Here is a 23,490-nt window from a genome sequence, read left to right on the forward strand (position 1 = left end):
AAGAAACCTGTTGTCAGATTTCATGAATGTTCCTTCTAGAGGTCTCCTAGTTTGTTATCCAAATCTATGTTTCCCTCCTGTGATATAGATATATGTTGCCCACTGTCTAGTTCTATATCCACCTTAGATGTTTTACTAATTTGTTTAGAGAAGTACCATCTACGCTGAGGAGGTACTAAAATAATAAAACTGTCATTCCTTCCCAGAAAGTTTAAAGAATCGGGTTCGATTTGATAATTGCCGGAAATAGGTATTCCTAAGTCCTGAAGTCTTTCTCCTACTTCTTTTACTAGTGGGGTTGTAATGCTAACTTCACTAATATTTAGGAAGGAGTCAACAGAGAAATCGCTCCATTTATCGACATGCCTTCTAGCAATAAGTTCTATTACATTGCCAGCTGGGTCTTCAAAATAAAAGGCGTCTGCATTAAATCTACTGTAGAAAATATCCTCCACCCCAGCCTCTCTGTTAAGTGTGACTTTGTTTTTAGCCCAGTACTTAGCGAGTGTATACTGGTTTCCAGGAATATTAATGGCAAAATGATAGAGTGTATCCTCTTCGGTTTCAGCAAAAATAAGGGTGGAGTCTCCTATTATCATTTTAAAAAAGCCTTCACCAGTTTCCGATATGGGAATCTCTAAAACATTTTCATAAAAACCTCTTAGCATTCTTAATTTATTGGTATACATCGTAACTGTTTTAAACATCACCTATACCTCATTTCACATTTATCAATTTAAAGCGTTCACAAACTACCAACATGTCTTCTATAAATTCCTTTCCTATACTCTTTAACTCATCTGCGAAAAACTTCACATGAACATTTCTCCAATATGTATAACTACGATCACCTTCACCTTCGGCATAAGCGAACTCCTCTGGCACTTCATTAAATGGCATTATTTGAACGTCTATCGTCTGAATAATACAGACAGGTTCATCTTTGCTGTTGAGAATAATGCTATACTCACCCGCCTGGGGAAGGGGCTCTCCTTCTATTTCATAAAGGTCATAGGCAGAGCATGTCGCTGTCTTCACGCCATCTACAACTAATTGGGCAAGATAATCAGGATTCTCTCCAAATTGCCAAGCAGTCATCCCCTCCGGCTTTTCTTGACCTCCCCAATACCTATCCCAATATTCTTCGACAATTTTACTCATGTCAGCACCCTCATTTTTTATTTTTTTAATTTTAGTATAGTAAACTAAAGAGAAAAATACTATCCAATCAAAGTTAGTGCTTTTATCTAGAAATTACCGGTAGAAAAAGGAGAGAAAAAGATGAGCAAGAGATTATATTACGAGGACCCCTATATTCAGGAATTTTCTGCACAGATAGTTCGAAAGGAAGCTGACTATGTAGTCCTTTCCCAAACAGCATTTTATCCAACCGGCGGAGGACAGCCTCACGATTTAGGCTATATGAATGGAATAGCAGTAACTAACGTGGAAATAATCAATGGAGAAATTCGGCATTATCTTGCTTCACCAATAGCAGAAACTAAAGTAGAAGCGACAATAGACTGGGAGAGGCGGTTCGACCATATGCAGCAACACACTGGTCAGCATATCCTCTCTGCTGCTTTTGACGAGCTTTTTCAATTTAAGACTGTGAGCTTCCACCTTGGTAAAGACTATGTAACGATAGATTTGAATACAGAACAAATTTCTCCAGAACAGCTAGAAGCAGTTGAAAAACTAGCCAACCAAATTATCCTAGAGAACAGGCCCATAGAAACAAAGTGGGTAACGGAAGACAAGCTATCTAATTATCCTTTAAGAAAGCCAACCAAAGTAAAGGAGGATATCCGCTTAGTCATTATTCCAGACTATGATTATAATGCTTGCGGCGGTATCCATCCTTCTTCTACAGGTCAAGTCGGACAGCTAAAAATTGTTGGGACAGAAAGACAGAAAAAACAAATAAGGGTCGAGTTTTTATGTGGGAATCGGATTCTTTCTCAATTTACTCGTAAAGATCGAATATTAAAGGAGCTTATCAGTACGCTCAGCTCTCCTGAGGATCAATTAGTGGCGTCCATTCATACTCTTATAGCTGGGCAAAACCATCTTGAAAAGCAATTGAATGAAGCGCAAGAAAAGCTTTTAAGCTACGAAGCTAAAGAGCTAAGAGAGCAGCTGAAGGATAAGAACATCACAGCTATTTATCAAAATAGACCCATTCAACAGCTCCAAAAGCTCTCCAAGCTAGTTGTCGAACAAGACCCACAATCTATTTGTATGCTTGTAGGTGAAAATAATAATAAGCTCCAAATCATTTTAGCGAGAGGAACGGAAAGAACAGAAAAAATGAACGAGCTTATTAAATCGCTACTAACCTTAATAAATGGAAAAGGAGGAGGAAACGATAGCTTTGCCCAAGGCGGGGGTGACCATATAGTTCCTGCAGAGAAACTTGTCCAGCAAGCACTTTCTCTTCTATAAGTACCTAACTCCTGCTCCTTACATATACTAGTTTCATCCGTATTGAAAGGAGGATGTTGTTTGACCAATTTATTTCCGTTTCCCCAACAAGATAATTTCCCAGGAGGACAATGGCCTGGAAACATTAACTTGCCGTTAATACCAGGTCTTCCAGGTATGGGGAATAGACCGAGAGTGCCAGGCAGTCAACCGAGCCAGAGACCACAGGGCCCTCCAAGCACGCCACCACCCTCATTTACTCCACAACGCGAGAGCGGTGGCCCTAGCTTATTTGCAGTAGATCCTGGTGCTATTAGGGGATGTTTGTTTAGGTTCACGTTTATATGGCTAGATAATGGCCGATCATTTTGGATTTTCCCAACCTATGTAGGGCGGAATTCCGTTTCCGGTTTTCGTTGGAACGGCTTCACGTGGACCTACTATGGTACCGATTTAGGTCGCGTATCTTCTTTCCAGTGCTTCTAGTCAAGTAAGGATATCCTTTTCTAAGAAATATCGCTAACTTATACGAAAAAGCAATTATTTAACTATAATACTTTATAAAAGATTTTTAATGGAATCCCTGCTTCTTTTACAAAAATCAGTCTTGTTATTAAATATCATTTTTCTCTCCCGAGGAAAATGATATTTTTTATTTTCCTCTTTTGGATACATATCAAGCCTAGCCAGGGAAGTCTTTATAAGGATATGTCGGCTGGATTATTGCCAGGCAGTCCCTTAAAATCTTTCCATTGCTTTACAACATTTCCCTCACCACTCCCAGTACCTCAGAGTGTGCCTTTGAGGATAACCCAAACGGAAATCTACTAAATCAGAAGGTAAAGAAATACTACTAACAAATTATGTATATATTTGTTATTTTCTATGTTATCTTAAAATTATACCGAGCTATTTATGCTTTACAAAGCAACCTTCGTGCGATATGTTTAGCTAGGTAAATAGTAGATTTAGGAGTATAAGAAAATATATGAATCCACTTATTCATGACCTTTTTCAAACATCACGATATTTATCCTATAAGGCGAATCAAACCTTAAAGCAACACGGGCTGTATTCTTCTCAGTGGTCAGTGCTCTACTGCGTGGAGAGGCATAAGGAAATGACATTAACACAGATATGGAAATATTTAAATGTAGAAGCCCCCACGATCACTAGAACAGTGAACCGCTTAGCCGATTTAGGCTGGTTGGAAGTTAGTTCAGGGAGGGACCGAAGAGAGAAAATGGTTAAATTGACTTCTGAGGCTCTAGAGAATTTCCCTGTGATTCAAAGCTCTATGTCCGACTTCGAAAATAGTGTAGTCTCCAACCTTTCTCAAGAAGAGCAAAACACGCTTATGGAGCTTTTGCGAAAAATTAAGTAGGGGGGTTATGCTAGTTGGCTAACAAAGAACCTATCTGGACAAAATCATTCATCAGTTTGTTTTGTACAAACTTTTCTATTTTTATTATTTTTTATGGCTTAGTAACAGTACTTCCTCTATACGTGACAGACACGTTAGACCGTTCAGATGAAGAGGCTGGTTTACTAATGACTATATTTTTAATTTCTGCTATAGCTGTAAGACCCTTTACAGGAAAGTTATTAGAGGTCGCTGGCAAGCGGAGAATGCTCTGGGTCAGTCTCTTGCTATACTTATTATGTACTATTTTCTATTATTTTATCGAGCTGTTTAGTATTTTACTAGCTTTACGTTTCATTCAGGGTATATGGTTTAGTATTGCTACTACAGCTAGTGGAGCACTAGCTGCTGATACAATCCCCACATCTAGACGCGGGGCTGGACTAGGGTATTTTACGATGGCAACTAACCTTGCAGTGGTAGTAGGGCCGCTTATTGCTTTATCACTAGTTCAATATTTCTCCTACGATACATTCTTTATTGTCATGAGTCTCATTGTGGTGATTGGTTCTGTGACTGCATTAGGAATCCCTAAGGATGAAAGAAAAGCTGAGTCTCCTATTCGAAGTAAGATTACATGGAACGACTTATTTGAGAAAAAAGCTGTTGCTATTTCTTTTATTGCGGGATGTGTTGCTTTTTCCTATTCGAGTATCTTGTCCTATCTATCTATATATTCACAAGAAAAAAATGTCCTTTATTTAACTAGTACATTTTTTGCTGTGTTTGCTATTGTCATGCTATTAACAAGACCTTTTACAGGAAGAATATTTGATGAGAAAGGTCCAAGTTATATTATTATTCCTGGTTTAGTTTTCTTAATGATTGGCTTTACTTTACTAGCCTTTATGAATGGCCCTGTCCTGTTTCTTATAAGTGGTGCTTTTATTGGACTAGGCTATGGAGCGGTAGTGCCAAGCTTTCAAACAATGGCTATTCAATCTACTAGCCATGATCGAAGTGGTTATGCTACGGCAACATTCTTTACCCTGTTTGACATCGGCATTGCTGTTGGCTCCTTCGTACTTGGCCTAGTAGCCGTAAACCTCGGTTATCAAAATCTATATTTATTCGCGAGTATTATTGTAGTAGTGACTCTAATCGTTTTTATTATCCGATCTCGTAAGACTCGTCTTGGTTAGACCAAGGAATCCGAAAAAGCCCAATATATTTAGCAGAGAGTATGGGAAGGACAGTCGTTCAGTTACTCATATTTTCTATCGTTTGCGACCTCCTTGTTAGGAAACCTCCATCGGTTAACTAACAGGAGGTTTTTATTTTTCCTTCTACCTCCTTGGGGATTGTATAGGTACTTACGCTTTCTTCGTATAAAATCCCTTGTTTTGGCAAGACTTATGTGGAATTACCATTAGGAGGGATATTATGTATAGGCTTATCGGATTATTTTGTACACTCGCATTTATTTTAGCAGGATGCGGCTTTTCAGAGGCAGATGCAGGTGAAAAAGAAAAAGTAGATGTTTCATTAGTAGATAGTGAAGGGAAAGAAGTAGGTAAAGCAACACTGACAGAAAATCAAAAAGGTGTTCATATTCTACTTCAAGCGAAAAACTTATCCCCTGGTGTAAAGGCTATCCATTTTCATGAAACGGCTAAATGTGAAAAACCAACATTTGATTCAGCCGGAGCTCATTTTAATCCAGCAGGAAAAGAGCATGGTTTCCAAAATCCAAAGGGTTACCATGCAGGAGACTTACCAAATATTGAGGTTGACCAAGATGGTACCATTGAATTAGAAACAATAACACCCGCAGTAGTTTTGACTGCTGGAAAAAGTAATTCCTTACTTGATGAAGATGGCAGTGCATTAGTCATACACGAAAATGCGGACGATTATGAAACAGATCCTTCCGGCAATTCAGGAAAAAGAATTGTTTGTGGAGAAATTAAGAAATAAACTGGACGGTGAAAGGTATGAGAGTAATTGGATGGACATTCCTTTTGTTTGTCGCTTTATTCTTGTCTAGACCTTTATGGGAGGAATATACAACCGAATATGTAGATCTCTCTTTCCTTGAGCCCATTGATGAATGGATTGATTCTTTAGAGGTTGGACAATATTTCAGTGAAGCAAAAGCGTATTTAGAGGATATAAAAGCGGAGTCTATTGCACAGCCAGCCGAAAAACAAATTATTCTTTCCGAGGACGGCATCGAACTAGAGCAGATAAAAATGGGCATGAAAAAAAGCGAGATTGAAGATGCTTTTGGAGATCCCAAGCGAGTAAGCTTAAATGAGTATAACCTTGTGTGGCATACCTACCACGAGGATTATCTAAACTTTTTTATGGTTTCGTATGACGATGACAACAAAGTAAACGCAATGTTTACGAACCAGCCATCCTTTCAATCCTTTTTAGGCTTAGAGATGGATAGCACGCGAGATGAAGTATTAAATACTTTAGGTGATCCTATTAAGAAGCTACGAAAAGGAAATATTATTTATCTTCTTCCGGATACCGGTGAGTATGATTTATTTTTAATCAATGATAATTACATTACTTTTTTCTATGATTTACATGAGAATCAAACACTAACGGCTATTCAAATTATCGACAAAGAAGTAGAAAAAAGTCAGCCCAATACGTTTGGTGAACCCTCTGAAGAACTAAAAAAAGGGTTTGAATATCAGCTTTTTGATTTGACCAATTCAGCAAGAGCAATTAGGGGATTACCTATTTTAACTTATGACAAGACAATTAGCGAAACTGCTAGAAAGCATAGTAATGACATGGCAGCCCACAACTATTTTGCTCATGAAAATCTTCGTGGTGAATCACCTTTTGATCGTTTAGAAACAGATGGTCATTATTTTTCCTTTGCTGGTGAAAATCTAGCTTATGGACAGAGTAGTAGCATTTTTGCGCATGAGGGTTTAATGAATTCCTTGGGTCATCGCAAAAACATTTTAAATACGAACTATGAAAAACTAGGGATTGGTACGGCTTTTAACGAAAATTCAACTCCCTATTATACACAAAATTTCTTCACGAAATAGACGAAGCACGACACAGATGAGAGCACTAATGATTCTATCAGACGAATCTTAAGTGCTTCTTTTTGTGGCCTCAGGGTTCTCCGCTGTGTCGGACGCTTTCTGCGAGCCAACAGGATATTGGTCAGGAAAACGTTGTCACACGACGTGACACTTTCCGTTTTCCCTCCAAGCATACTTAAATATTCTTATGTTTATGTTATTTTAGATGAAAGCCTTTGCTAGCTAGGAATTCTGCCATATGCTCTCTTCTAGGTTTCTCTAGGAACTCGGCCATTTGTTTCGTCCAGTTGGATACTTTTTGATTAGACCCTCTATTCGCATAGTAGCCTTCTATTGTTTGATCATATTCTTTTAATAGTTTCGCGTATTTTGTAGCGTTATATTCATTTTCATGTAGGACGGCTGCTACAGGTAATCGAGGCTTCACCCCATTTTGCTGATCAGGTAGCCCTAGTGTAATACCGAATAACGGAAATACTCCTTCAGGCAGTCCAAATAGCTCACTTACTTCCTTTGGAGCATTTCTTACTCCCCCAATATAGCAAATGCCATATCCTTTAGATTCGGCAGCAATCACTAGATTTTGAGCAAATAGCGCAACATCCACCGTTCCAACTAGTACATTTTCTACAGTATCGATTGTAATGTTAGTATCATGTAGTTTTCCTGCTTCCTGTAACCGGTTGAAATCTGCGCATAAAAGAAGTGCTGCACCAGCTGTTTCAAACTGAACTGGATTCTTTGATAGTCTACCTAGCTCAGTTCTTTTATCTTTATCAGATACCCATATAACACTATAAGCTTGAATAAAATGAGAGCTAGCGGCATGTTGAGCAATTTCTACTAGCTCAGTAACTTCTTCCTTTGTTAACTGATAATCCTTATATTTTCTAACAGACGCATGAGATTTTAATAAATTATCAACCACTTATTTCCCCTCTTTCTTTTTTTCTCTAGTATAACGTATTTATATCACGATGAATAAAAGTTAAAACAACTTATAAAAGATGTAAAAAGTAATATTATTTTTTCATTTTCTTCTATAAAATAGAAAATATAGAATATACAGAAAAGAGGAGAGGTATTTTGAGTGTTATAGAACTAGAAGAAGTAAAAGTAAAAGAAGAAATCAAAATGAAAGCTCCCCATCGTAGCACCCCTAGAAAAGTTGTAGCCGCAAGAATGATTATGATTGCTATAGGCGCTATATTAATGTCAGTAGGCTTAGAACTATTTTTGGTACCTAACCAAATTTTAGATGGTGGAGTAGTAGGAGTTTCTATTATCCTAGCTCATTTAACTGGTGTGCGTCTTGGCATCTATATTTTCCTTCTAAACATCCCTTTCTTTTTCTTAGGCTATAAGCAAATCGGCAAAACTTTTGCCCTTTCCACTCTATTTGGTATAACAGTACTCTCTTTATGTACCTCTTTTTTACACCATATTCATCCCTTCACTACAGATTTACTACTCTCCACTGTTTTCGGAGGAATTGTCCTAGGAATGGGGGTTGGGCTGGTTATACGACATGGCGGGTCTTTAGATGGTTCTGAGATACTTGCAATCCTCTTTAACAAAGCTCTCCCTTTCTCTGTGGGGGAGATTATTATGATCATAAATCTAGTTATTTTTTCTGTTGCTGGTTTTGTATTTACTTGGGAGCAAGCAATGTATTCCTTTCTTGCATATTTTGTTGCTTTTAAAACTATTGATATTGTCATTCAAGGCTTAGATGAATCTAAGTCAATCTTTATTATTAGCGACGTAGTAGAAGAAATAGGAGCTGCCATTATGGATCGTTTGGGACGTGGAGTGACCTATTTAAAAGGAGAAGGAGCCTATACAGGTGATGACAAAAAAGTAATCTTTACCGTGATAACTCGCTTGGAGGAAGCAAAGCTGAAGTCGATTGTAGAGGAATTTGATGACTCTGCTTTCTTGGCAGTTGGAAATATAGCAGAGGTTAGAGGTGGTAGATTTAAAAAGAAAGACATTCATTAATAGAACAAAAATAAAAGGGGTATCTCATCAGTAAAAAACTTATGGGAAACCCCTTCCTTCTTTAACGGATTTCCGCTAGGAAGCATTACTCTTGGGATGGACGCAAAGGAGCCGTCTAAAAATGACTTTTCAGACGGCTCCTCGTTTTTATTTATTTTACTACTTCTTCCTGCTGCTCAAGCTCAAGCATTGTTCCATTTTTAGTGAAATTTGTATGGAATGAGAATGCTTTCTCTAGAACGTGAGGAGTTTGTCCTCCTCTTTCTAGCGCTTCAATAAAGTAATCCTGCAGTTGTTTTTTATACATCGGATGAACGCAGTTATTAATAATCTTCATTGCTCTTTCACGAGGTGCAAGTCCTCTTAAATCCGCATATCCTTGCTCTGTAACGACTACATCTACGTCATGCTCGGTATGATCTACGTGTGCTACGAATGGGACAATACTTGAAATATTTCCACCCTTAGCAACTGACTTTGTCACAAAAATCGCTACTCGCGCATTTCGTGCAAAATCTCCTGATCCGCCGATTCCGTTCATCATTCTTGTTCCGCATACATGTGTAGAGTTAACATTTCCATAAATATCAAACTCTAGTGCAGTGTTAATAGAGATAAGCCCTAATCGACGAATAACTTCTGGATGATTCGTAATTTCTTGAGGTCTTAAAACTAGCTTATCACGGTAGAGATCGAAATTTCCATATATCTTATCCATCATTTCCTCAGATAATGTGATGGAGCAGCCTGATGCAAAATTAACTTTTCCTGCATCAATTAATTCAAACACAGAGTCTTGAAGAACCTCTGAATATACCTCTAAGTTTTCAAATTCCGAATCAATCATGCCATGTAAAACGGCATTAGCAACAGAACCAATACCCGCTTGTAATGGAGCCAATTCATTTGTTAATCTTCCAGCCTTCACTTCTTCACGAAGAAATGTGATCAAGTGCTGTGCCATTTGTTCCGTCTCTTCATCGGGAGGAACAATTGGAGATGGAGAGTCTACATTTTTTGTAAACACGATCCCTTTTATCTTAGAAGAATCTACAGGAATACCAGCAGTCCCAATTCTTTGATTGGAAGCAATCAAAGGAATTGGATCTCTTTCCCCTTGTGCTTTTGGCTCATACACATCATGCACGCCTTCTAACGCTTCCGTCGCCGCTAAATTTAACTCTATAATGATATGCTTTGCTTGAGAAACAAAGGTAGCCGAGTTTCCAACAGAGGTAGTAGGGATAATAAGCCCATCTTCTGTAATTGAAACCGCTTCCACAATAGCAAAGTCGATAGTAGGGAGTACGCCTCCACGAATCAATTCGGCTGTATGTGATAAATGCTGATCAACAAATAAGTGATCTCCATTGTTAATATGCTTTCTCATAGTAGCATCTGCTTGGAAAGGTAATCTCTTATTAATAATCCCTGCATCAGCCATTAATTTATCGATATCAGAGCCTAAGGAAGCCCCTGTAAATACGTTTACTTTAAACGTTTCTTTTTTCGCACGTTCAACAAGTGCTTGTGGAACCGCTTTCGCATCACCAGCACGAGTAAAACCACTTAACCCTAATGTCATACCATCTTGAATCCAAGATGCTGCTTCTTCGGCACTGACAACTAAGCTATGTAAACTCGTGTCTTTAATTCGATCAAGATTATTCAGCATCAGTTTACCCCCATCAACAAGTAAGTTTTTAATAAATTTTAACTCTTTTTGTCACAAAATCGCTAAAAATAGACAGAGAGCCGATTAATATTACTGAAGCAGAATAATTGATGGGTGAAACAGAATTTTTTAAAAATAATTATTTTTTAGAAAGGAATAAAATAGAAAAAAAGGGTTGAATAAAAGAGGTTTTTCCCCTTATTCAACCTTTTAGAATCCCAACAACTTTCTAAAATAACGAGAGTAGGATTGACTCACAGAAATCTTTTCTCCATTTTTCATTGCTAATACAAAGGTAGAGTGCGTATCCGGATAGATCTCTTGAATATGATGGACATTTACAATATAGGAACGATGACAGCGTATAAAGGTATCTCTCGGAAGTTTATATTCAAAATCTTGTAAGGAGCTATTATGGCTGCCGGTTAAATCCTTTGTCACAATAGTTGTCTTACGCTCCTTCGCCTCCAAGTACATGACGTCCTGAAACGGAATTGGGACCCAGCCATCCTGCGTTCTTACCGTAATAACTGATTTTCCCTCGGTAAACGCTGGATATATCGCCAACACACTCCCCCCTATCTCCCCATCCTGTTGAAATGGGACTGCCATTCCATGGTATGGAACTCCAAAAACTCCTCGATCAATAAACTCAGAGACTTTCTGCTTTCCATGCACAGCCTTATGTGCCAGGGTTCCTTCCTTAATTGGGTCTCCAGGGGTTATCTTTAAATCGATACGTTTACTCGGTCGATAATAAATATATTGTTCCTGATCAGTAACAGCTATAGATATTTCATCGGAAAATAATTGACCAATTACTTCTAATAGTGATCCTACAGATATATCTTTCATCGTTTTGCTCCTTTATTCACATAGTAATATTTCACGTATAAACTGTTGCTTTTGCGTTTCACAGCGATCTATTATTTGTAGACCAACCGATTCAAGTCGCTCATCCATAGACTCTATTGTCACTACAACTACCCTGTCAGCGATTCTCCTTGCATGCTCTAATAAGAATAATTGCTCTTCCCAAGATGAATGAGTCCATAAATTATACGGTAGATCAATGATGGCAACATGGTAGTGTTCTTCTATTTCTGCAATAGAACGTTTTGTTACCTCTCCCGTTAGATTAAAATGAGCTAAATTCTCTCTCGCACCTATACAAACAAGTGGATTAATATCGCTTCCTACTATATCAATTCCCATGGAAAGAGCTTCTATTAGAACAGTTCCTATTCCACAACAAGGATCGATTGCTTTTATTCCAGCTGGATGTGGTACTGCAATATTTGCAACTGCTCGTGCCACTTTCGTGCTTAAAGCTGTTGAATAACCCCTAGGTCTCTCCATATGAGCTAGCCAAATCGCCTCGTTCTTCTTGTATTCTCCAAAATACCACCGGCTCTGGTAAGGAACTACAGCAAATACCTGTTGTGGTTGATGAAGATCAAATTTACCTTGAAGCTCACTGCCTATTGCACGCACAATGGCTAATCTGTCGGCATTCCGAATAATCGCATCTCCCTGCAAATCATTAATTTTCAGGAAAATCACTTTATTCGTTTTCTCCTCACTGCCATACCTGGATGCTCCTTGAATAATTTCTTCTATTGTATCAGCCTCTATCAGTACATCTAGCCGCCCCTTCATAAACGGACTTCTAGAAGGATCAATGGCAATACTGCTCTTTAGTATTTTTTGTTCTGTATCAAATCCAAAAAAAGAGCGCATCTCTAGTTGACATAGAGCGCGTTCCCCATCTTTATATCCATATGTATATATATAACTAGACTCTCGAATATTTGTATCCAATATATTCCCTCCATTAATACTCTTATTATAGCACGCTTAACCTTTGGACGCCTGACTTACTAATCTCATAGTTATTCTCCCAGAAAAGAAATATAATGGATATGTATTCAGAATTTTTATCCAATTTAAGGGGTTGGGAAAATGAATGGGGAAACAATTGTAGTAGGTGCTGGTCTTGCTGGATTAGTAGCTACTGCTGAATTGGTTAGAGAAGGTAAGCATGTATTATTGGTAGATCAAGAACCTGAAAGCTCCCTTGGTGGGCAAGCCTGGTGGTCTTTCGGAGGACTGTTTCTAGTAGATTCACCTGAACAAAGAAGAGTTGGTATAAAGGATTCTTATGACCTTGCTTGGCAGGACTGGTTAGGGACTGCTGGCTTTGACGAAGACAATGAAGAAGAATATTGGGCAAAGAAATGGGCCGAAGCTTATGTAAGATTTGCTGCTGGAGAAAAGAGAGAATGGCTACATGGCCTAGGAATTCGCTTCTTCCCTGTAGTGGGATGGGCAGAGCGAGGAGGGTATTTAGCGGAGGGGCATGGAAACTCAGTCCCTAGATTCCATATTGTTTGGGGAACAGGACCCGGGGTTGTCCAGCCTTTTGAGGCAATCGTAAGAAAGGGAATGGAAACCGGACTTGTAACCTATAAATCAAGGCACCGTGTAGATGAATTAATTGTAGATAAGGGGAGAGTAATAGGGATTAAAGGCTCAGTCCTTGAACCCTCTGATGCGAAAAGAGGAGAAGCCAGCTCTCGAAAGGTAATAGACTCTTTTCAATTCAATGCTCGAGCAGTCGTCCTAACTACTGGTGGAATCGGTGCTAACTTAGAGCTCGTTCGTCAAAACTGGCCGTCCTGGTTAGGTACCCCTCCTAAAAATATGATTGCTGGCGTACCTGCATATGTCGATGGCAGAATGTTTGAGATAAGCGAAAGGGCCGGGGCACGCTGGGTGAATAAAGATCGAATGTGGCATTACACGGAAGGGATTAAAAACTGGAATCCTATTTGGGAAAATCACGGCATTCGAATTCTCCCCGGTCCCTCTTCTATTTGGTTAGATGCAGAAGGGAACAGATTCCCTGCCCCCAACTTTCCTGGCTTTGACACATTGGGTACCTTAAAAGCAATTCAAGATACCGGCTATGATTATTCGTGGTTCATTCTTACAGCAAAGATTATCGAAAAAGAATTTGCTTTATCTGGTTCAGAGCAAAACCCTGATTTGACAGAAAAAAGCGTGAAGGAAGTGTTAAAGCGTATTCTTCCAGGTCCAACAGCTCCTGTTAAAGCATTTATGGAGAAGGGCGAGGATTTTATAGTAGCAGATAATCTAAAGGACCTTGTGGCAGGAATGAACTCACTTGTCGGAAACACTCTACTAACATATGAGGATGTCCATAGACAGATTGTAGCAAGAGATCGAGAAATGGATAACAAGTTTACGAAAGACCTTCAAATAACCGCCTTAAGAGGAGCACGTAATTATATTGGTGATAAGCTTATTCGAGTGGCAGCACCCCACAAAATATTAGACCCGAAACAAGGACCGTTGATTGCTGTTCGTTTGAACATCCTGACTCGTAAAACATTAGGCGGCCTACAGACGGATTTAGGGGGTCATGTGTTAAATAAAGACGGAAAGCAAATTCCCGGATTATATGCTGCAGGTGAGCTAACAGGTTTTGGTGGCGGAGGAATGCATGGCTACCGAGCACTAGAGGGCACCTTTTTAGGAGGCTGCCTATTCTCAGGGAGAGAAGCAGCTCGGTCCATACTTCACGATTTAAAATAACAAAGTAACGAACGTATGATATAGTAAGAATGTAATTTCATATTGTGTAGAATTAGGTGCTCTTCGAGAGAAGAACTTAAAAGGGAAGTTCGGTGAGAATCCGACGCTGTCCCGCAACTGTAAATGGGAGCAAGCTTTTAACCACTGTTACTTGTAATGGGAAGGGAAAGTAAAGCAATGACCATAAGCCAGGAGACCTGCCTAATTTTAGTACACACCAAAAACCTACGCGGATAGGGGGTGTTCAGTGATCGTCAAGCTATTGCTTGAAGGATTCATGGTACGACAAACCGTATACTCACAGATGGATTTGGAAGAAGTCTATTCTTTCCTATCCAAATGGTTTTATATGTTGCCGTATTCTTATTCACGAACATCTTCCTCTTTAAAGGGGAAGATTTTTTTTATCCCGCATTAAGGGACAGTAAGACTCCCACTTCAAGATGGCGAAAGAAATGAGACAGCTAAGTGGGAGTCTTACTGTCCCTAAAAGCCCGATTGGTTCAACTAATGAATGGCGGGGGATGAAAGAAACCCCCACCAATCAAAGTTTCACTTTATTGGAAAGGAGAAAGTAGGATGTCAAAAGAGGAATACAAAGAGCAGTTCAAGCAGGTGCTACTCTATAACACTGTCACGAATGCTTCGATTACTTTAGAGAAGATACTTAGTTCCTTAGCACAGGATATTCAAAACTCTGAGGAGCTAACAAAGGAAGCAAATCTTATTCAATTACAGAATGCCTATCAGGAGGTTCTTTATGAGCTAATTGGAGAATCAAAAACAGAAGATGCTGAGATGAAGATTTAGTAAATAGAAAGCACCCACTATCTTGTGATGTGAGTGCTTTCTTCGTTTAACTTGGTAGTTACTACACCTTCTTCAGCTTTTATTTGCTAGATATTCGTAAGCAGCTGCTCCTATCTCAGTTAAAATGGCTTTAGATACAAGATCATCCTCTTCCTTCGATAAGACCGTTATCGCCAGCTGGTTATCTCCTACATATAAAACTCCTACATCATGTCTTGTTCCAGGAACCCATCCTGTTTTATGCGCCATTTTCCAAGCTGGGCGGCCATTATTATAATTGGAGTACGGTGATGGAAACATTTGCGGTAGACAGTCTTGGATTTGCTGTTTCTTCATAATACGTAGCATTTCCTCACTGGCTTTCTCGCTCACTAGCTCTTTCCTAGCTATTTTCTTTAGCAGTATCGCAATATCAGCGGCAGTTATCATGTTATATCCTTTTGGATTTGGGTTGTTCATCATGAGCTTGTTATAGAACGTGCTAAGCTCCATTCCAGCTTCCTTCATAAAAGAGACAACCGCTTCCTTTCCTATTAGGTCAATCAACATATTAGTAGCAGAATTGTCACTTTGGATAATCATCAGCGTGACCAAATCTCGTATTGGCAAGGAAGTACCTGGTGTTAGGTGTTGAAGAACTCCCGAGCCTCCTACTAAATCCTCCTTACGCAAAACGAAAGGGTCATCTAATGAAAAACTCCCTTTCTCTTCTTTCGTAAAAACGGAAGCCATAATTGGTACCTTGATTACACTTGCTGCATAAAAAAGCTCCTCGCTATTTAGCTCCCATTTTTCTCCGGTGACTAGATTTTCTAGAATAATTCCCCATGTTCCTCTTGAAGGCTTAATAATGTCCTTTACTCTATCTACTAATACTTCCACAGCTCCACTCCCTTTTTCTATTTTTATTTCTAACTTTATTATAATCAAAATATTTTGTATATTGTGTTGCAGGGATTAAAAATTTGGCAGTATGCTTTATTAGTCAGCTAGAAAGTACGTCTACTTTTTTTATCCATTTCATCCCTCTTCCTTCTCTTCCAATCTTAAAGTCAGGCTACATCTAGTTCTTTTCCAAATTGCGATGTTTTGTTCACCTTTTTTCATCCACCTACATAGATTATTTTGACAAGTCGAACAATTAGTGTTAACCTTATGAACAAAAGTTTCCTTTAGGAAATAATATAGTTATAACGAAATAAAAATTTTTTTGTTTTAAAAGTTTCCTCCGGGAAATAAATTAATATAAAAGAAAAGGAGTGTTGTTTGTGAAAAAACTTTGGTTATTGTTTGTTGCGGTATTTTTTGTTGTAGGTTGTAACGGTAATGAAAATGTAGGGGAAGCTGATTCAGATAAGCCTCTTATTGTAGCCACTACAGGTCAAGTCGCAGATGCTGTTAAAAACATTGGTGGAGAACATGTCGAGGTTAAGTCACTTATGGGACCTGGGGTAGACCCTCATCTTTACAAAGCAACACAAGGAGACATTCAGCTATTAGAGGATGCAGATATGATTTTTTATAATGGTCTAGAGTTAGAGGGCAAAATGAGTGAAATCTTTGAGAAGATGAAAAAAGATAAGGTAGTAGTGGCAATCGGTGAAGCATTGCCCGAAGACCAGTTATTGGAAGACCCAAACTATCCAGGTCAGTTCGATCCACATATTTGGTTCGATATCCAGTTATGGAAGCTTGCTACTGAAGAAATCACCAAAACATTGGTAAATGAAATAAAAACCAATGAAGAGGACTTTCAAAACAATGAGGCTGCCTACTTTAAAGAGCTAGATAGCTTAAAAGACTGGACACAAGAACGAATGAGCGAAATCCAAGAGAGCCAGCGCGTCTTAGTAACTGCACATGATGCTTTCAATTACTTTGGAAACAGCAATGGCCTTGAGGTACGTGGTCTACAAGGTCTTAGCACGGAATCCGAATATGGTATTAAAGATATTCAGAATGTAGTAGATTTCTTGGTGGACCAAAATATTAAGGCTGTTTTTATAGAATCAAGTGTATCCGATAAAGCAATGAACTCAGTGATTGAAGGTGCAAAAGAAAAAGGACACTCCATAAAAATTGGCGGAGAACTTTATTCAGATGCTATGGGACCTGAAGGAACAGAGGAAGGCACTTATATCGGAATGTATAAGCATAACGTAAATACCATTGTAGATTCACTAAAATAGGAGTGAAGATTATCATGAATGCATTACAAGTAAAGCATTTGTCCGTTGCTTACGAGGAAAAGGTAGTACTCAAGGATATAAGCGTGGAAGTTCCTGCTGGAAAAATAACCGGAATTATTGGCCCCAATGGAGCAGGTAAGTCTACGATGTTAAAAGCTATTTTAAACCAGCTCCCTAATAAAACCGGTGAGGTGAGCATACTTGGAAAGCCACTTCGCCCTAAAGATTGCAAAGTCGGTTATGTCCCCCAAAGAAATGCAGTAGATTGGGATTTCCCAACAAACGCTATAGATGTGGTTCTAATGGGACGGTATGGTCATGTCGGATTAATGAGAAGACCGTCTGCAAAGGATAAACAAATTGCCCTCGAGAGCCTACGAGCAGTTGGAATGGAGGCATATGCTAACCGTTCTATTGGTCAGCTATCCGGGGGGCAGCAGCAGCGTGTCTTTCTGGCTAGAGCATTGGCACAGGAAGCAGAAGTATATTTTATGGATGAACCGTTTGTCGGTGTAGATGCTGCTACAGAAAGAACCATTATACAAATTCTGAAACAACTCAAAGCTCAAGGAAAATCTGTTTTTGTCGTCCATCATGACTTACAAACAGCTCCTGAGTATTTTGATTGGATTATTTTATTAAACCAAACTTTAACAGCTTCTGGACCTACTGAAACAACCTTTACAAAGGATAAATTACAGGAAGCATACGGAGGAAAGTTATTTTTTATGGAACAGACAAAAGAAAGCATCATCAAGTGAGAGAGGTGAATGTCCGTGATAACAGGAAACTTACTCTGGGTTTTAGTAGGTACAATTTTATTAGGTATTGCTGCTGGTCTTAATGGGACCTTTGCTTTTCTTCAAAAACAAAGCCTGGTGGGAGATGCTGCAGCTCATGCAGCGTTGCCTGGAATTGCTTTATCTTTTTTATTGTTCCAATCGAAGGATTTACCGCTTCTCATGCTTGGAGCTGCTATTACTGCCACTCTATCTGTTTACGTAATCCAATGGATTATCCAATATTCTAAGATAAAAGCAGATGCCGCAATCGGTCTAGTATTATCTGTATTTTTTGGGATTGGTATTGTGCTTATCACCATCGTTAACCAAAGCAGCACCGGAAACCAAAGTGGATTAAACGATTTTATTTTTGGAAAAGCGGCAACTATGGCAAAGACTGATCTCATCTGGCTTTCAGGAAGTGCTTTATTAATTATTAGCATGTGTCTTTTATTCTTTAAGGAATGGAAGCTCATGATATTTGATCCAGTCTTTGCAAAGGGGATTGGAATGCCCGTTGAACGTTTAAGAAGTATCTTGACTGCTCTTACCGTTCTCACTATTGTTACCGGAATTCAAGCAGTAGGGGTTATTTTGATGGCCGCTATGCTTATCATCCCTGCTGCTGCAGCCAGATTTTGGTCTAATCATCTAGGTGTGATTCTTGTAACAAGTGCTTTTTTTGGTGGTCTGTCAGGAGCCTTTGGTACGTTCGTAAGCTCTTTGAAAACTGGCTTATCCACTGGTCCCATTATTGTTCTTTGTGCAGCATCTCTCTTTCTCTTATCTTATTTCTTTGCTCCGAATCGAGGGCTTATATCTAAATATAGAAAGAAGCTTGCCTTCAAGCAAAGAAAGCATGCGATAGAGGTGACTAGCCATGAATGAGTTTTGGGTCCTACTTACCGGCTCCTTGGTTGGCATTACCTGCGGGATGACAGGCGTATATCTCATATTGAGAAAAACAGCTATGATTGCTGATGCTATTAGTCATACCGTGCTTTTTGGCATTGTTGTTGCCTTTATGGTGACTCAATCATTAAATGGCTTCTGGATGCTAGTAGGGGCTGCAATTGCAGGGGTACTTACCACCTATCTTGTACAATTGCTCCAAACAGGCGGTTTACAGGAGGATGCCGCAATCGGGGTAGTCTTTACCTCTCTATTTGCTCTTGGTGTTTTATTCATCACCTTGTTCGCAGGAAATGTTCACTTAGATGTAGAGCATGTTCTAATGGGAGAAATAGCATTTGTTCCATGGGATACATGGAGTCTCTTTGGCTTTGAAATGCCAAAAGCAGTTTGGATGCTCCTATTTGTTTTGGCGCTAAATATCTTATTTTTGTTCCTATTTTATAAGGAACTAAAAGTGACTACCTTTGATCCTGTCTTTGCGATGTCAATTGGGCTTCCAATAATCGTCATGCACTATGCTTATATGACCCTTGTTTCGTTAACAACAGTTTCTGCTTTTGATAGTGTAGGGGCAGTGCTAGTAGTAGCCATGTTAATCGGACCTGCAGCGACTGCTTATTTAATCAGTAAAAGTGTCCGCGGAATGATTACTTGGAGTATGATCTTTGGAGTAACTGCGGCCATATCAGGCTATTATGTTGCGAAGCTCTGGAATACTTCCATTGCAGGGATGATGGCGGGCATGGTTGGTGTTCTGTTCCTTCTAGTATTTCTGTTCTACCCAAGCATTGGGCTTCTTTGGAGAAAAAGAAAAAAAGTAAAAATGAATACATTAAAGAGCTTCTCTTAAGGGTTCACCTCTCTTCTACCTTCATTTGCTATAATGAAGAGATAGAACAGAGGTGATTTTTTGTATAAAACAATTGGCATTCTTGCGCATGTTGACGCAGGAAAAACAACCTTTTCAGAACAGTTACTATTTCATACAAAGACAATTAGACAAAGAGGGCGAGTTGATCACCAGGATTCCTTTCTAGATACACATTCTATTGAAAAGAATCGTGGGATTACGATTTTCGCCGATCAAGCAACTTTTACCTATAACAATTCTACGTATTTTTTAATAGATACTCCTGGACACGTCGACTTCTCTCCTGAGATGGAGCGAGCGATACAGGCGATGGATTACGCAATCATTCTTATCAGTGCAGTAGATGGAGTAGAGGGGCATACGGAAACAGTATGGCAGCTTCTTAGAAAGCACCAGGTGCCTACCTTCTTTTTTATTAATAAAACAGACTATATAGATACAGACCCAGATCAAGTTTTCAAAGAAATACAAGAAAGTCTTTCCTCTGAAGTATGCAAGATTGATGATCTGTATACGGAGGAGCTTATTGAATTCATTGCAGAGAGAGATGAAGAACTATTAGACGTTTATATGGAAAGTGGTTTTGATCAGCAACTCTGGACGAATGCCTTTCAAAGGATGATTCAGCAAGGTGAGGTGTTCCCTTGTGCAAGCGGCTCCGCTTTAAAGGATATTGGAGTATTAGAATTTTTAGCCTCTCTAGATAAACTGACAATGACAAGCTATTCCCCAGAGGAAGAATTTGTAGGAAGAGTGTATAAAATTCGGCATGACGACACGGGCAGTCGAATCACTTTTATAAAAATTCTTAGGGGAAAATTAAGAGTTAGAGATGTATTAACATACAGAGAGTCATCTGAAAAAGTAACCCAGCTGCGCACTTATAATGGAAACAAATTTAAGACAGTAGACCAGGCAGTGGCCGGTGAGCTTATTGGGATAATCGGACTAAGCAATGCAGCTATCGGAGAAATCATTGGTAGTCAGGAGGAAAAAGTCTCCTTCGAATTAATTCCGACCTTGAAATCGAAGGTAGAATTTGATCCTACCATCTCAGTTAAGGATGTATTGCAGTATTTTAAGATGTTAGACGCAGAGGATCCTTCCCTATCTGTTGTCTGGGAGGAGCATTTTCAAGAAATTCACGTGCATGTCATGGGCACCATACAACTAGAGGTACTAATCCAAATTATGAAGGAACGCTTTTCCTTAGATGTAACTTTTGGAGAGCCTAAAATACTCTATAAAGAAACGATTGAGGAGCCAGTAAAGGGCTATGGGCATTTCGAGCCGTTAAAGCATTATGCGGAGGTCCATCTACTCATAGAACCAACACCTCGTGGAAGTGGCGTTAGCTTTCATAATGTCTGTCATGCTAATGATTTATCAATTGGTAATCAGAACCTCGTGAAACATCATTTACTCGAAAAAGATCACCATGGCATACTAACAGGCTCTGCTTTAACAGATGTGAAGATTACCTTGTTAACAGGGCGCGGGCATAATGAGCACACATCAGGTGGAGACTTTCGAGAGGCATCTTATCGGGCACTACGGCAAGGCTTAGAAAAAGCGAAAAATATACTTTTAGAGCCTTATTATGATTTTAAGATAAAAGTGGAGCAAGATCTCATCGGAAAAGTATTATCCGATATACAACTAGCTCATGGCACTTTTGAGCCTCCGGAAACATTAGGAGACAAGGTAGTAGTGAAGGGGAAGGTACCAGTGGCTACCTTTATGCATTACAGTACAACGTTTGCATCTTACACACACGGCAAGGGAGTACTAAACCTACAATTTAGCGGCTATGACATCTGCCATAATACAAACGAGGTAATCGAAAAAATCAGCTATAACAAGGATGCAGATCCTGAATATACATCCACCTCTATCTTTTGTGCGAAAGGTACAGGATACAAGGTACCCTGGTATGAAGCAGAAGCTGCTATGCATTGTTTGAAATAAGTACGATAAGAAAAATGAAAAGATGACTCCTTTGCTGTGTAGGAGTCATCTTCTTTCCTATTCATTAATAGCAATCCCTAAAAATAATAATGTCTTTATCATTAGAACCGATAAATCATAAATCTTTCATTTTCATCTCGCTCATACATCCCGGGGACTTTCACCTCTCGAAAAAAATGAAAAGGAGTCTCAGTCTCTAGAAATTGCAGATAAGCCTCCGTTGGATAATAAAGAATGACATCCACCGCTCTTGGAGACTGTTCAACAGAACGCAATATACGATGGATAACCTTTCGAAATATAGCGGTAGAAAAGGGATTAAAAAAGTAAAATACATTTTCCTGAGGGTTTATCTCGTATTCCTCGGCTAGACAGCATTCAAAACTAAGAGTCGCATTAGAGATTTTTGCCTTTGTTAAGTAATTTGCTAAGTTCTCCATGGCTGCTTGGTAAAGCTGTCCATTCATTTCTATACCTGTTGCTGAGGCATGTAGAAAATGGTGAACATAGAAAGGGAATCGTCCCTTTCCACATCCAAAATCCACGAACCAGCTTGAGGTATTAATAGGGTATTCTTCAAACAACGTTTCTAATGCGACATAAGGTGTTGCTTCGTAACGATGATAATGAGTCGTTTGATATCTGAATTCTTTGAGCCCGCTGGTTTGAATACGCAGTAATCGATCAAATTCGGATTCCTTCATACACTCCCTCCTACTGATTAAATACATGTTCTTGTACCCATTCCGGAGATACAACTGGGTTTGATACTTCTTCTAACGGAAAAATTTTATAAGGGTTTCCCTTTACTACTGCAGTTGGTATAAATGATGGGTTTTTCACTTGGATTATTTTTTTATCTTGTATTTTCTTTAGCTTCACTTCTACCTTCCCTATACCACCGATGCTTGTATAGTCAAATTGCTGAGCAGATAAAAAATTTCCTAGAGAATAAAATACATGTGTTTCCTTTCCCGTAGAAGATACAATCTTTTCATATGGCTGGATAACATGTGGGTGATGACCAAAAATAATATCACCACCTGCCTCAGAAATCAACTTGGCTAGTTCTCTTTGTGTGCTATTTGTTTCAAGCTCATATTCATTACCCCAGTGCATGCTTACCACTACAATATCTGCTTTCTCCTTTAAATCTTGGATGTCACTCGTTATCTTTTCCGGATCAATCAAATTGATTAAGTACTCTTTGCCTTCCGGAATTGTATGGCCATTTGTGCCATAGGTATAATTTAAAAATCCAATCGAAACACCTTTCACCTCAAATATACGGTTTCTTTGCTGGTCCTCTAACGATTTAAAAGCCCCCAAGTAGGGCATTTCTTCCTCTTCCATTGTTTGAATGGCTGATAATAAGCCGGCTTCCTTTTGATCTAACGTATGATTGTTAGCAATAGAAATTAGATCGACCCCTAACCTCTTTAAATCTCGAATAATATGAGAAGGGCTTGAGAAGTTTGGATAACCCGACAATCCAAACTCTACTCCGGCTGGTATAGATTCTTGATTTGCTAATAAAAAATCAATGCTTGCAAGCTCTTTTTCTACCGCTTCAAATGAAGGAAGGAAATTTGGATAGTGATATAGTGGACTATGGAGAAGAATATCACCTATCATACCAATTTCTATTGTTTTCTCCTCGTAAATTAGATGAAAATTAGTAACTTCTTTTCCTTTAAATTCTTCTCCAAATGTCTCAGGACTAATAAAGATAGGTAGAGAAATAAATGAACATATTACCGCAAGAATGGGTAAGAATATTTTCATGCTACAAGCCTC

22 protein-coding genes and 1 riboswitch are annotated in these 23,490 nt (G+C 39.0%); of the genes, 13 read left to right on the forward strand and 9 right to left on the reverse strand.

Features of this window, described 5'->3' with window-relative positions; all coding sequences use genetic code 11:
• Window positions 1–35: 35 nt before the first annotated feature.
• Both AC1ECF_RS09510 and AC1ECF_RS09515 read right to left on the reverse strand, forming a co-directional pair.
• Window positions 36–707, reverse strand: a complete 672-nt coding sequence (locus AC1ECF_RS09510) for a hypothetical protein (RefSeq protein WP_480389170.1) — start codon at window positions 705–707, stop codon at window positions 36–38.
• A gap of 10 nt (window positions 708–717) precedes the next feature.
• Window positions 718–1,161: an ASCH domain-containing protein gene (locus AC1ECF_RS09515; protein WP_480389171.1), complete on the reverse strand. Its 444-nt coding sequence runs from the start codon at window positions 1,159–1,161 to the stop codon at window positions 718–720.
• Between the two features lie 120 nt (window positions 1,162–1,281).
• Here AC1ECF_RS09515 and AC1ECF_RS09520 point away from each other — a divergent pair, with 120 nt between their 5' ends.
• The 5 genes from AC1ECF_RS09520 (at window position 1,282) to AC1ECF_RS09540 (ending at window position 6,864) form a co-directional block, all read left to right on the forward strand.
• A complete protein-coding gene (locus tag AC1ECF_RS09520) occupies window positions 1,282–2,445 on the forward strand; it encodes an alanyl-tRNA editing protein (RefSeq protein ID WP_480389172.1) in 1,164 nt (387 codons plus the stop codon).
• Window positions 2,446–3,412: 967 nt separating this feature from the next.
• The gene (locus AC1ECF_RS09525; RefSeq protein WP_480389173.1) at window positions 3,413–3,808 is read left to right on the forward strand and encodes a MarR family winged helix-turn-helix transcriptional regulator; all 396 of its coding nucleotides are present in this window, start codon (window positions 3,413–3,415) and stop codon (window positions 3,806–3,808) included.
• A gap of 14 nt (window positions 3,809–3,822) precedes the next feature.
• Window positions 3,823–4,989 (forward strand): MFS transporter, encoded by a 1,167-nt coding sequence (locus tag AC1ECF_RS09530; RefSeq protein ID WP_480389174.1) that lies wholly within the window; start codon window positions 3,823–3,825, stop codon window positions 4,987–4,989.
• A 241-nt stretch (window positions 4,990–5,230) separates the two neighbouring features.
• Complete coding sequence (locus tag AC1ECF_RS09535; RefSeq protein WP_480389175.1) at window positions 5,231–5,764, forward strand: superoxide dismutase family protein; 534 nt, start codon at window positions 5,231–5,233, stop codon at window positions 5,762–5,764.
• Window positions 5,765–5,781: 17 nt separating this feature from the next.
• Window positions 5,782–6,864 (forward strand): CAP domain-containing protein, encoded by a 1,083-nt coding sequence (locus AC1ECF_RS09540; RefSeq protein WP_480389176.1) that lies wholly within the window; start codon window positions 5,782–5,784, stop codon window positions 6,862–6,864.
• A 196-nt stretch (window positions 6,865–7,060) separates the two neighbouring features.
• On the opposite strand, the gene nfsA is transcribed toward AC1ECF_RS09540, so the two are convergent.
• Window positions 7,061–7,792: an oxygen-insensitive NADPH nitroreductase gene (gene nfsA, locus AC1ECF_RS09545; RefSeq protein ID WP_480389177.1), complete on the reverse strand. Its 732-nt coding sequence runs from the start codon at window positions 7,790–7,792 to the stop codon at window positions 7,061–7,063.
• A gap of 206 nt (window positions 7,793–7,998) precedes the next feature.
• On the opposite strand from nfsA, the gene AC1ECF_RS09550 reads away from it, so the two are divergent.
• On the forward strand, window positions 7,999–8,865 hold the full coding sequence (locus tag AC1ECF_RS09550; protein WP_480389276.1) for a YitT family protein: 867 nt from the start codon (window positions 7,999–8,001) through the stop codon (window positions 8,863–8,865).
• 151 nt (window positions 8,866–9,016) lie between these two features.
• On the opposite strand, the gene AC1ECF_RS09555 is transcribed toward AC1ECF_RS09550, so the two are convergent.
• The 3 genes from AC1ECF_RS09555 to AC1ECF_RS09565 form a co-directional block, all read right to left on the reverse strand.
• The gene (locus AC1ECF_RS09555; RefSeq protein ID WP_480389178.1) at window positions 9,017–10,540 is read right to left on the reverse strand and encodes an acetyl-CoA hydrolase/transferase family protein; all 1,524 of its coding nucleotides are present in this window, start codon (window positions 10,538–10,540) and stop codon (window positions 9,017–9,019) included.
• 210 nt (window positions 10,541–10,750) lie between these two features.
• On the reverse strand, window positions 10,751–11,395 hold the full coding sequence (locus AC1ECF_RS09560) for a LytTR family DNA-binding domain-containing protein (protein WP_480389179.1): 645 nt from the start codon (window positions 11,393–11,395) through the stop codon (window positions 10,751–10,753).
• 12 nt (window positions 11,396–11,407) lie between these two features.
• Complete coding sequence (locus tag AC1ECF_RS09565; protein WP_480389180.1) at window positions 11,408–12,361, reverse strand: TRM11 family SAM-dependent methyltransferase; 954 nt, start codon at window positions 12,359–12,361, stop codon at window positions 11,408–11,410.
• Between the two features lie 141 nt (window positions 12,362–12,502).
• On the opposite strand from AC1ECF_RS09565, the gene AC1ECF_RS09570 reads away from it, so the two are divergent.
• Together AC1ECF_RS09570 and AC1ECF_RS09575 are read left to right on the forward strand one after the other, a co-directional pair.
• Window positions 12,503–14,158 (forward strand): FAD-binding dehydrogenase, encoded by a 1,656-nt coding sequence (locus AC1ECF_RS09570; RefSeq protein WP_480389181.1) that lies wholly within the window; start codon window positions 12,503–12,505, stop codon window positions 14,156–14,158.
• 37 nt (window positions 14,159–14,195) lie between these two features.
• Window positions 14,196–14,377: riboswitch (cobalamin riboswitch) on the forward strand.
• Window positions 14,378–14,737: 360 nt separating this feature from the next.
• The gene (locus tag AC1ECF_RS09575) at window positions 14,738–14,968 is read left to right on the forward strand and encodes a hypothetical protein (RefSeq protein ID WP_480389182.1); all 231 of its coding nucleotides are present in this window, start codon (window positions 14,738–14,740) and stop codon (window positions 14,966–14,968) included.
• Between the two features lie 72 nt (window positions 14,969–15,040).
• Here AC1ECF_RS09575 and AC1ECF_RS09580 read toward each other — a convergent pair whose 3' ends face one another.
• Window positions 15,041–15,850: a serine hydrolase gene (locus tag AC1ECF_RS09580; RefSeq protein ID WP_480389183.1), complete on the reverse strand. Its 810-nt coding sequence runs from the start codon at window positions 15,848–15,850 to the stop codon at window positions 15,041–15,043.
• Window positions 15,851–16,236: 386 nt separating this feature from the next.
• Between AC1ECF_RS09580 and AC1ECF_RS09585 the strand changes: the two genes are divergently transcribed.
• Genes AC1ECF_RS09585 through AC1ECF_RS09605 form a run of 5 tightly spaced genes read left to right on the forward strand, consistent with a single transcriptional unit; the run spans window position 16,237 to window position 21,693 of the window.
• Window positions 16,237–17,157 carry a metal ABC transporter solute-binding protein, Zn/Mn family gene (locus tag AC1ECF_RS09585; RefSeq protein WP_480389184.1) on the forward strand — a complete coding sequence of 307 codons (921 nt, stop codon included), beginning with the start codon at window positions 16,237–16,239 and terminating at the stop codon, window positions 17,155–17,157.
• Between the two features lie 14 nt (window positions 17,158–17,171).
• Window positions 17,172–17,918 (forward strand): metal ABC transporter ATP-binding protein, encoded by a 747-nt coding sequence (locus tag AC1ECF_RS09590; RefSeq protein ID WP_480389185.1) that lies wholly within the window; start codon window positions 17,172–17,174, stop codon window positions 17,916–17,918.
• A gap of 9 nt (window positions 17,919–17,927) precedes the next feature.
• Entirely contained in the window at window positions 17,928–18,827 is a 900-nt protein-coding gene (locus AC1ECF_RS09595; RefSeq protein WP_480389186.1) for a metal ABC transporter permease, read from the forward strand.
• The gene (locus AC1ECF_RS09600; protein WP_480389187.1) at window positions 18,820–19,704 is read left to right on the forward strand and encodes a metal ABC transporter permease; all 885 of its coding nucleotides are present in this window, start codon (window positions 18,820–18,822) and stop codon (window positions 19,702–19,704) included. Before AC1ECF_RS09595 ends, AC1ECF_RS09600 begins: the two co-directional genes overlap by 8 nt.
• 60 nt (window positions 19,705–19,764) lie before the next feature.
• Window positions 19,765–21,693, forward strand: coding sequence for a GTP-binding protein (locus tag AC1ECF_RS09605; RefSeq protein WP_480389188.1), 1,929 nt, complete (start codon window positions 19,765–19,767; stop codon window positions 21,691–21,693).
• A gap of 101 nt (window positions 21,694–21,794) precedes the next feature.
• Here AC1ECF_RS09605 and AC1ECF_RS09610 read toward each other — a convergent pair whose 3' ends face one another.
• Together AC1ECF_RS09610 and AC1ECF_RS09615 are read right to left on the reverse strand one after the other, a co-directional pair.
• Window positions 21,795–22,397, reverse strand: a complete 603-nt coding sequence (locus AC1ECF_RS09610; protein ID WP_480389189.1) for an SAM-dependent methyltransferase — start codon at window positions 22,395–22,397, stop codon at window positions 21,795–21,797.
• A 10-nt stretch (window positions 22,398–22,407) separates the two neighbouring features.
• Complete coding sequence (locus AC1ECF_RS09615; RefSeq protein WP_480389190.1) at window positions 22,408–23,478, reverse strand: CapA family protein; 1,071 nt, start codon at window positions 23,476–23,478, stop codon at window positions 22,408–22,410.
• Window positions 23,479–23,490: the final 12 nt, after the last annotated feature.

This window comes from Psychrobacillus sp. Z3-81 (assembly GCF_056620325.1).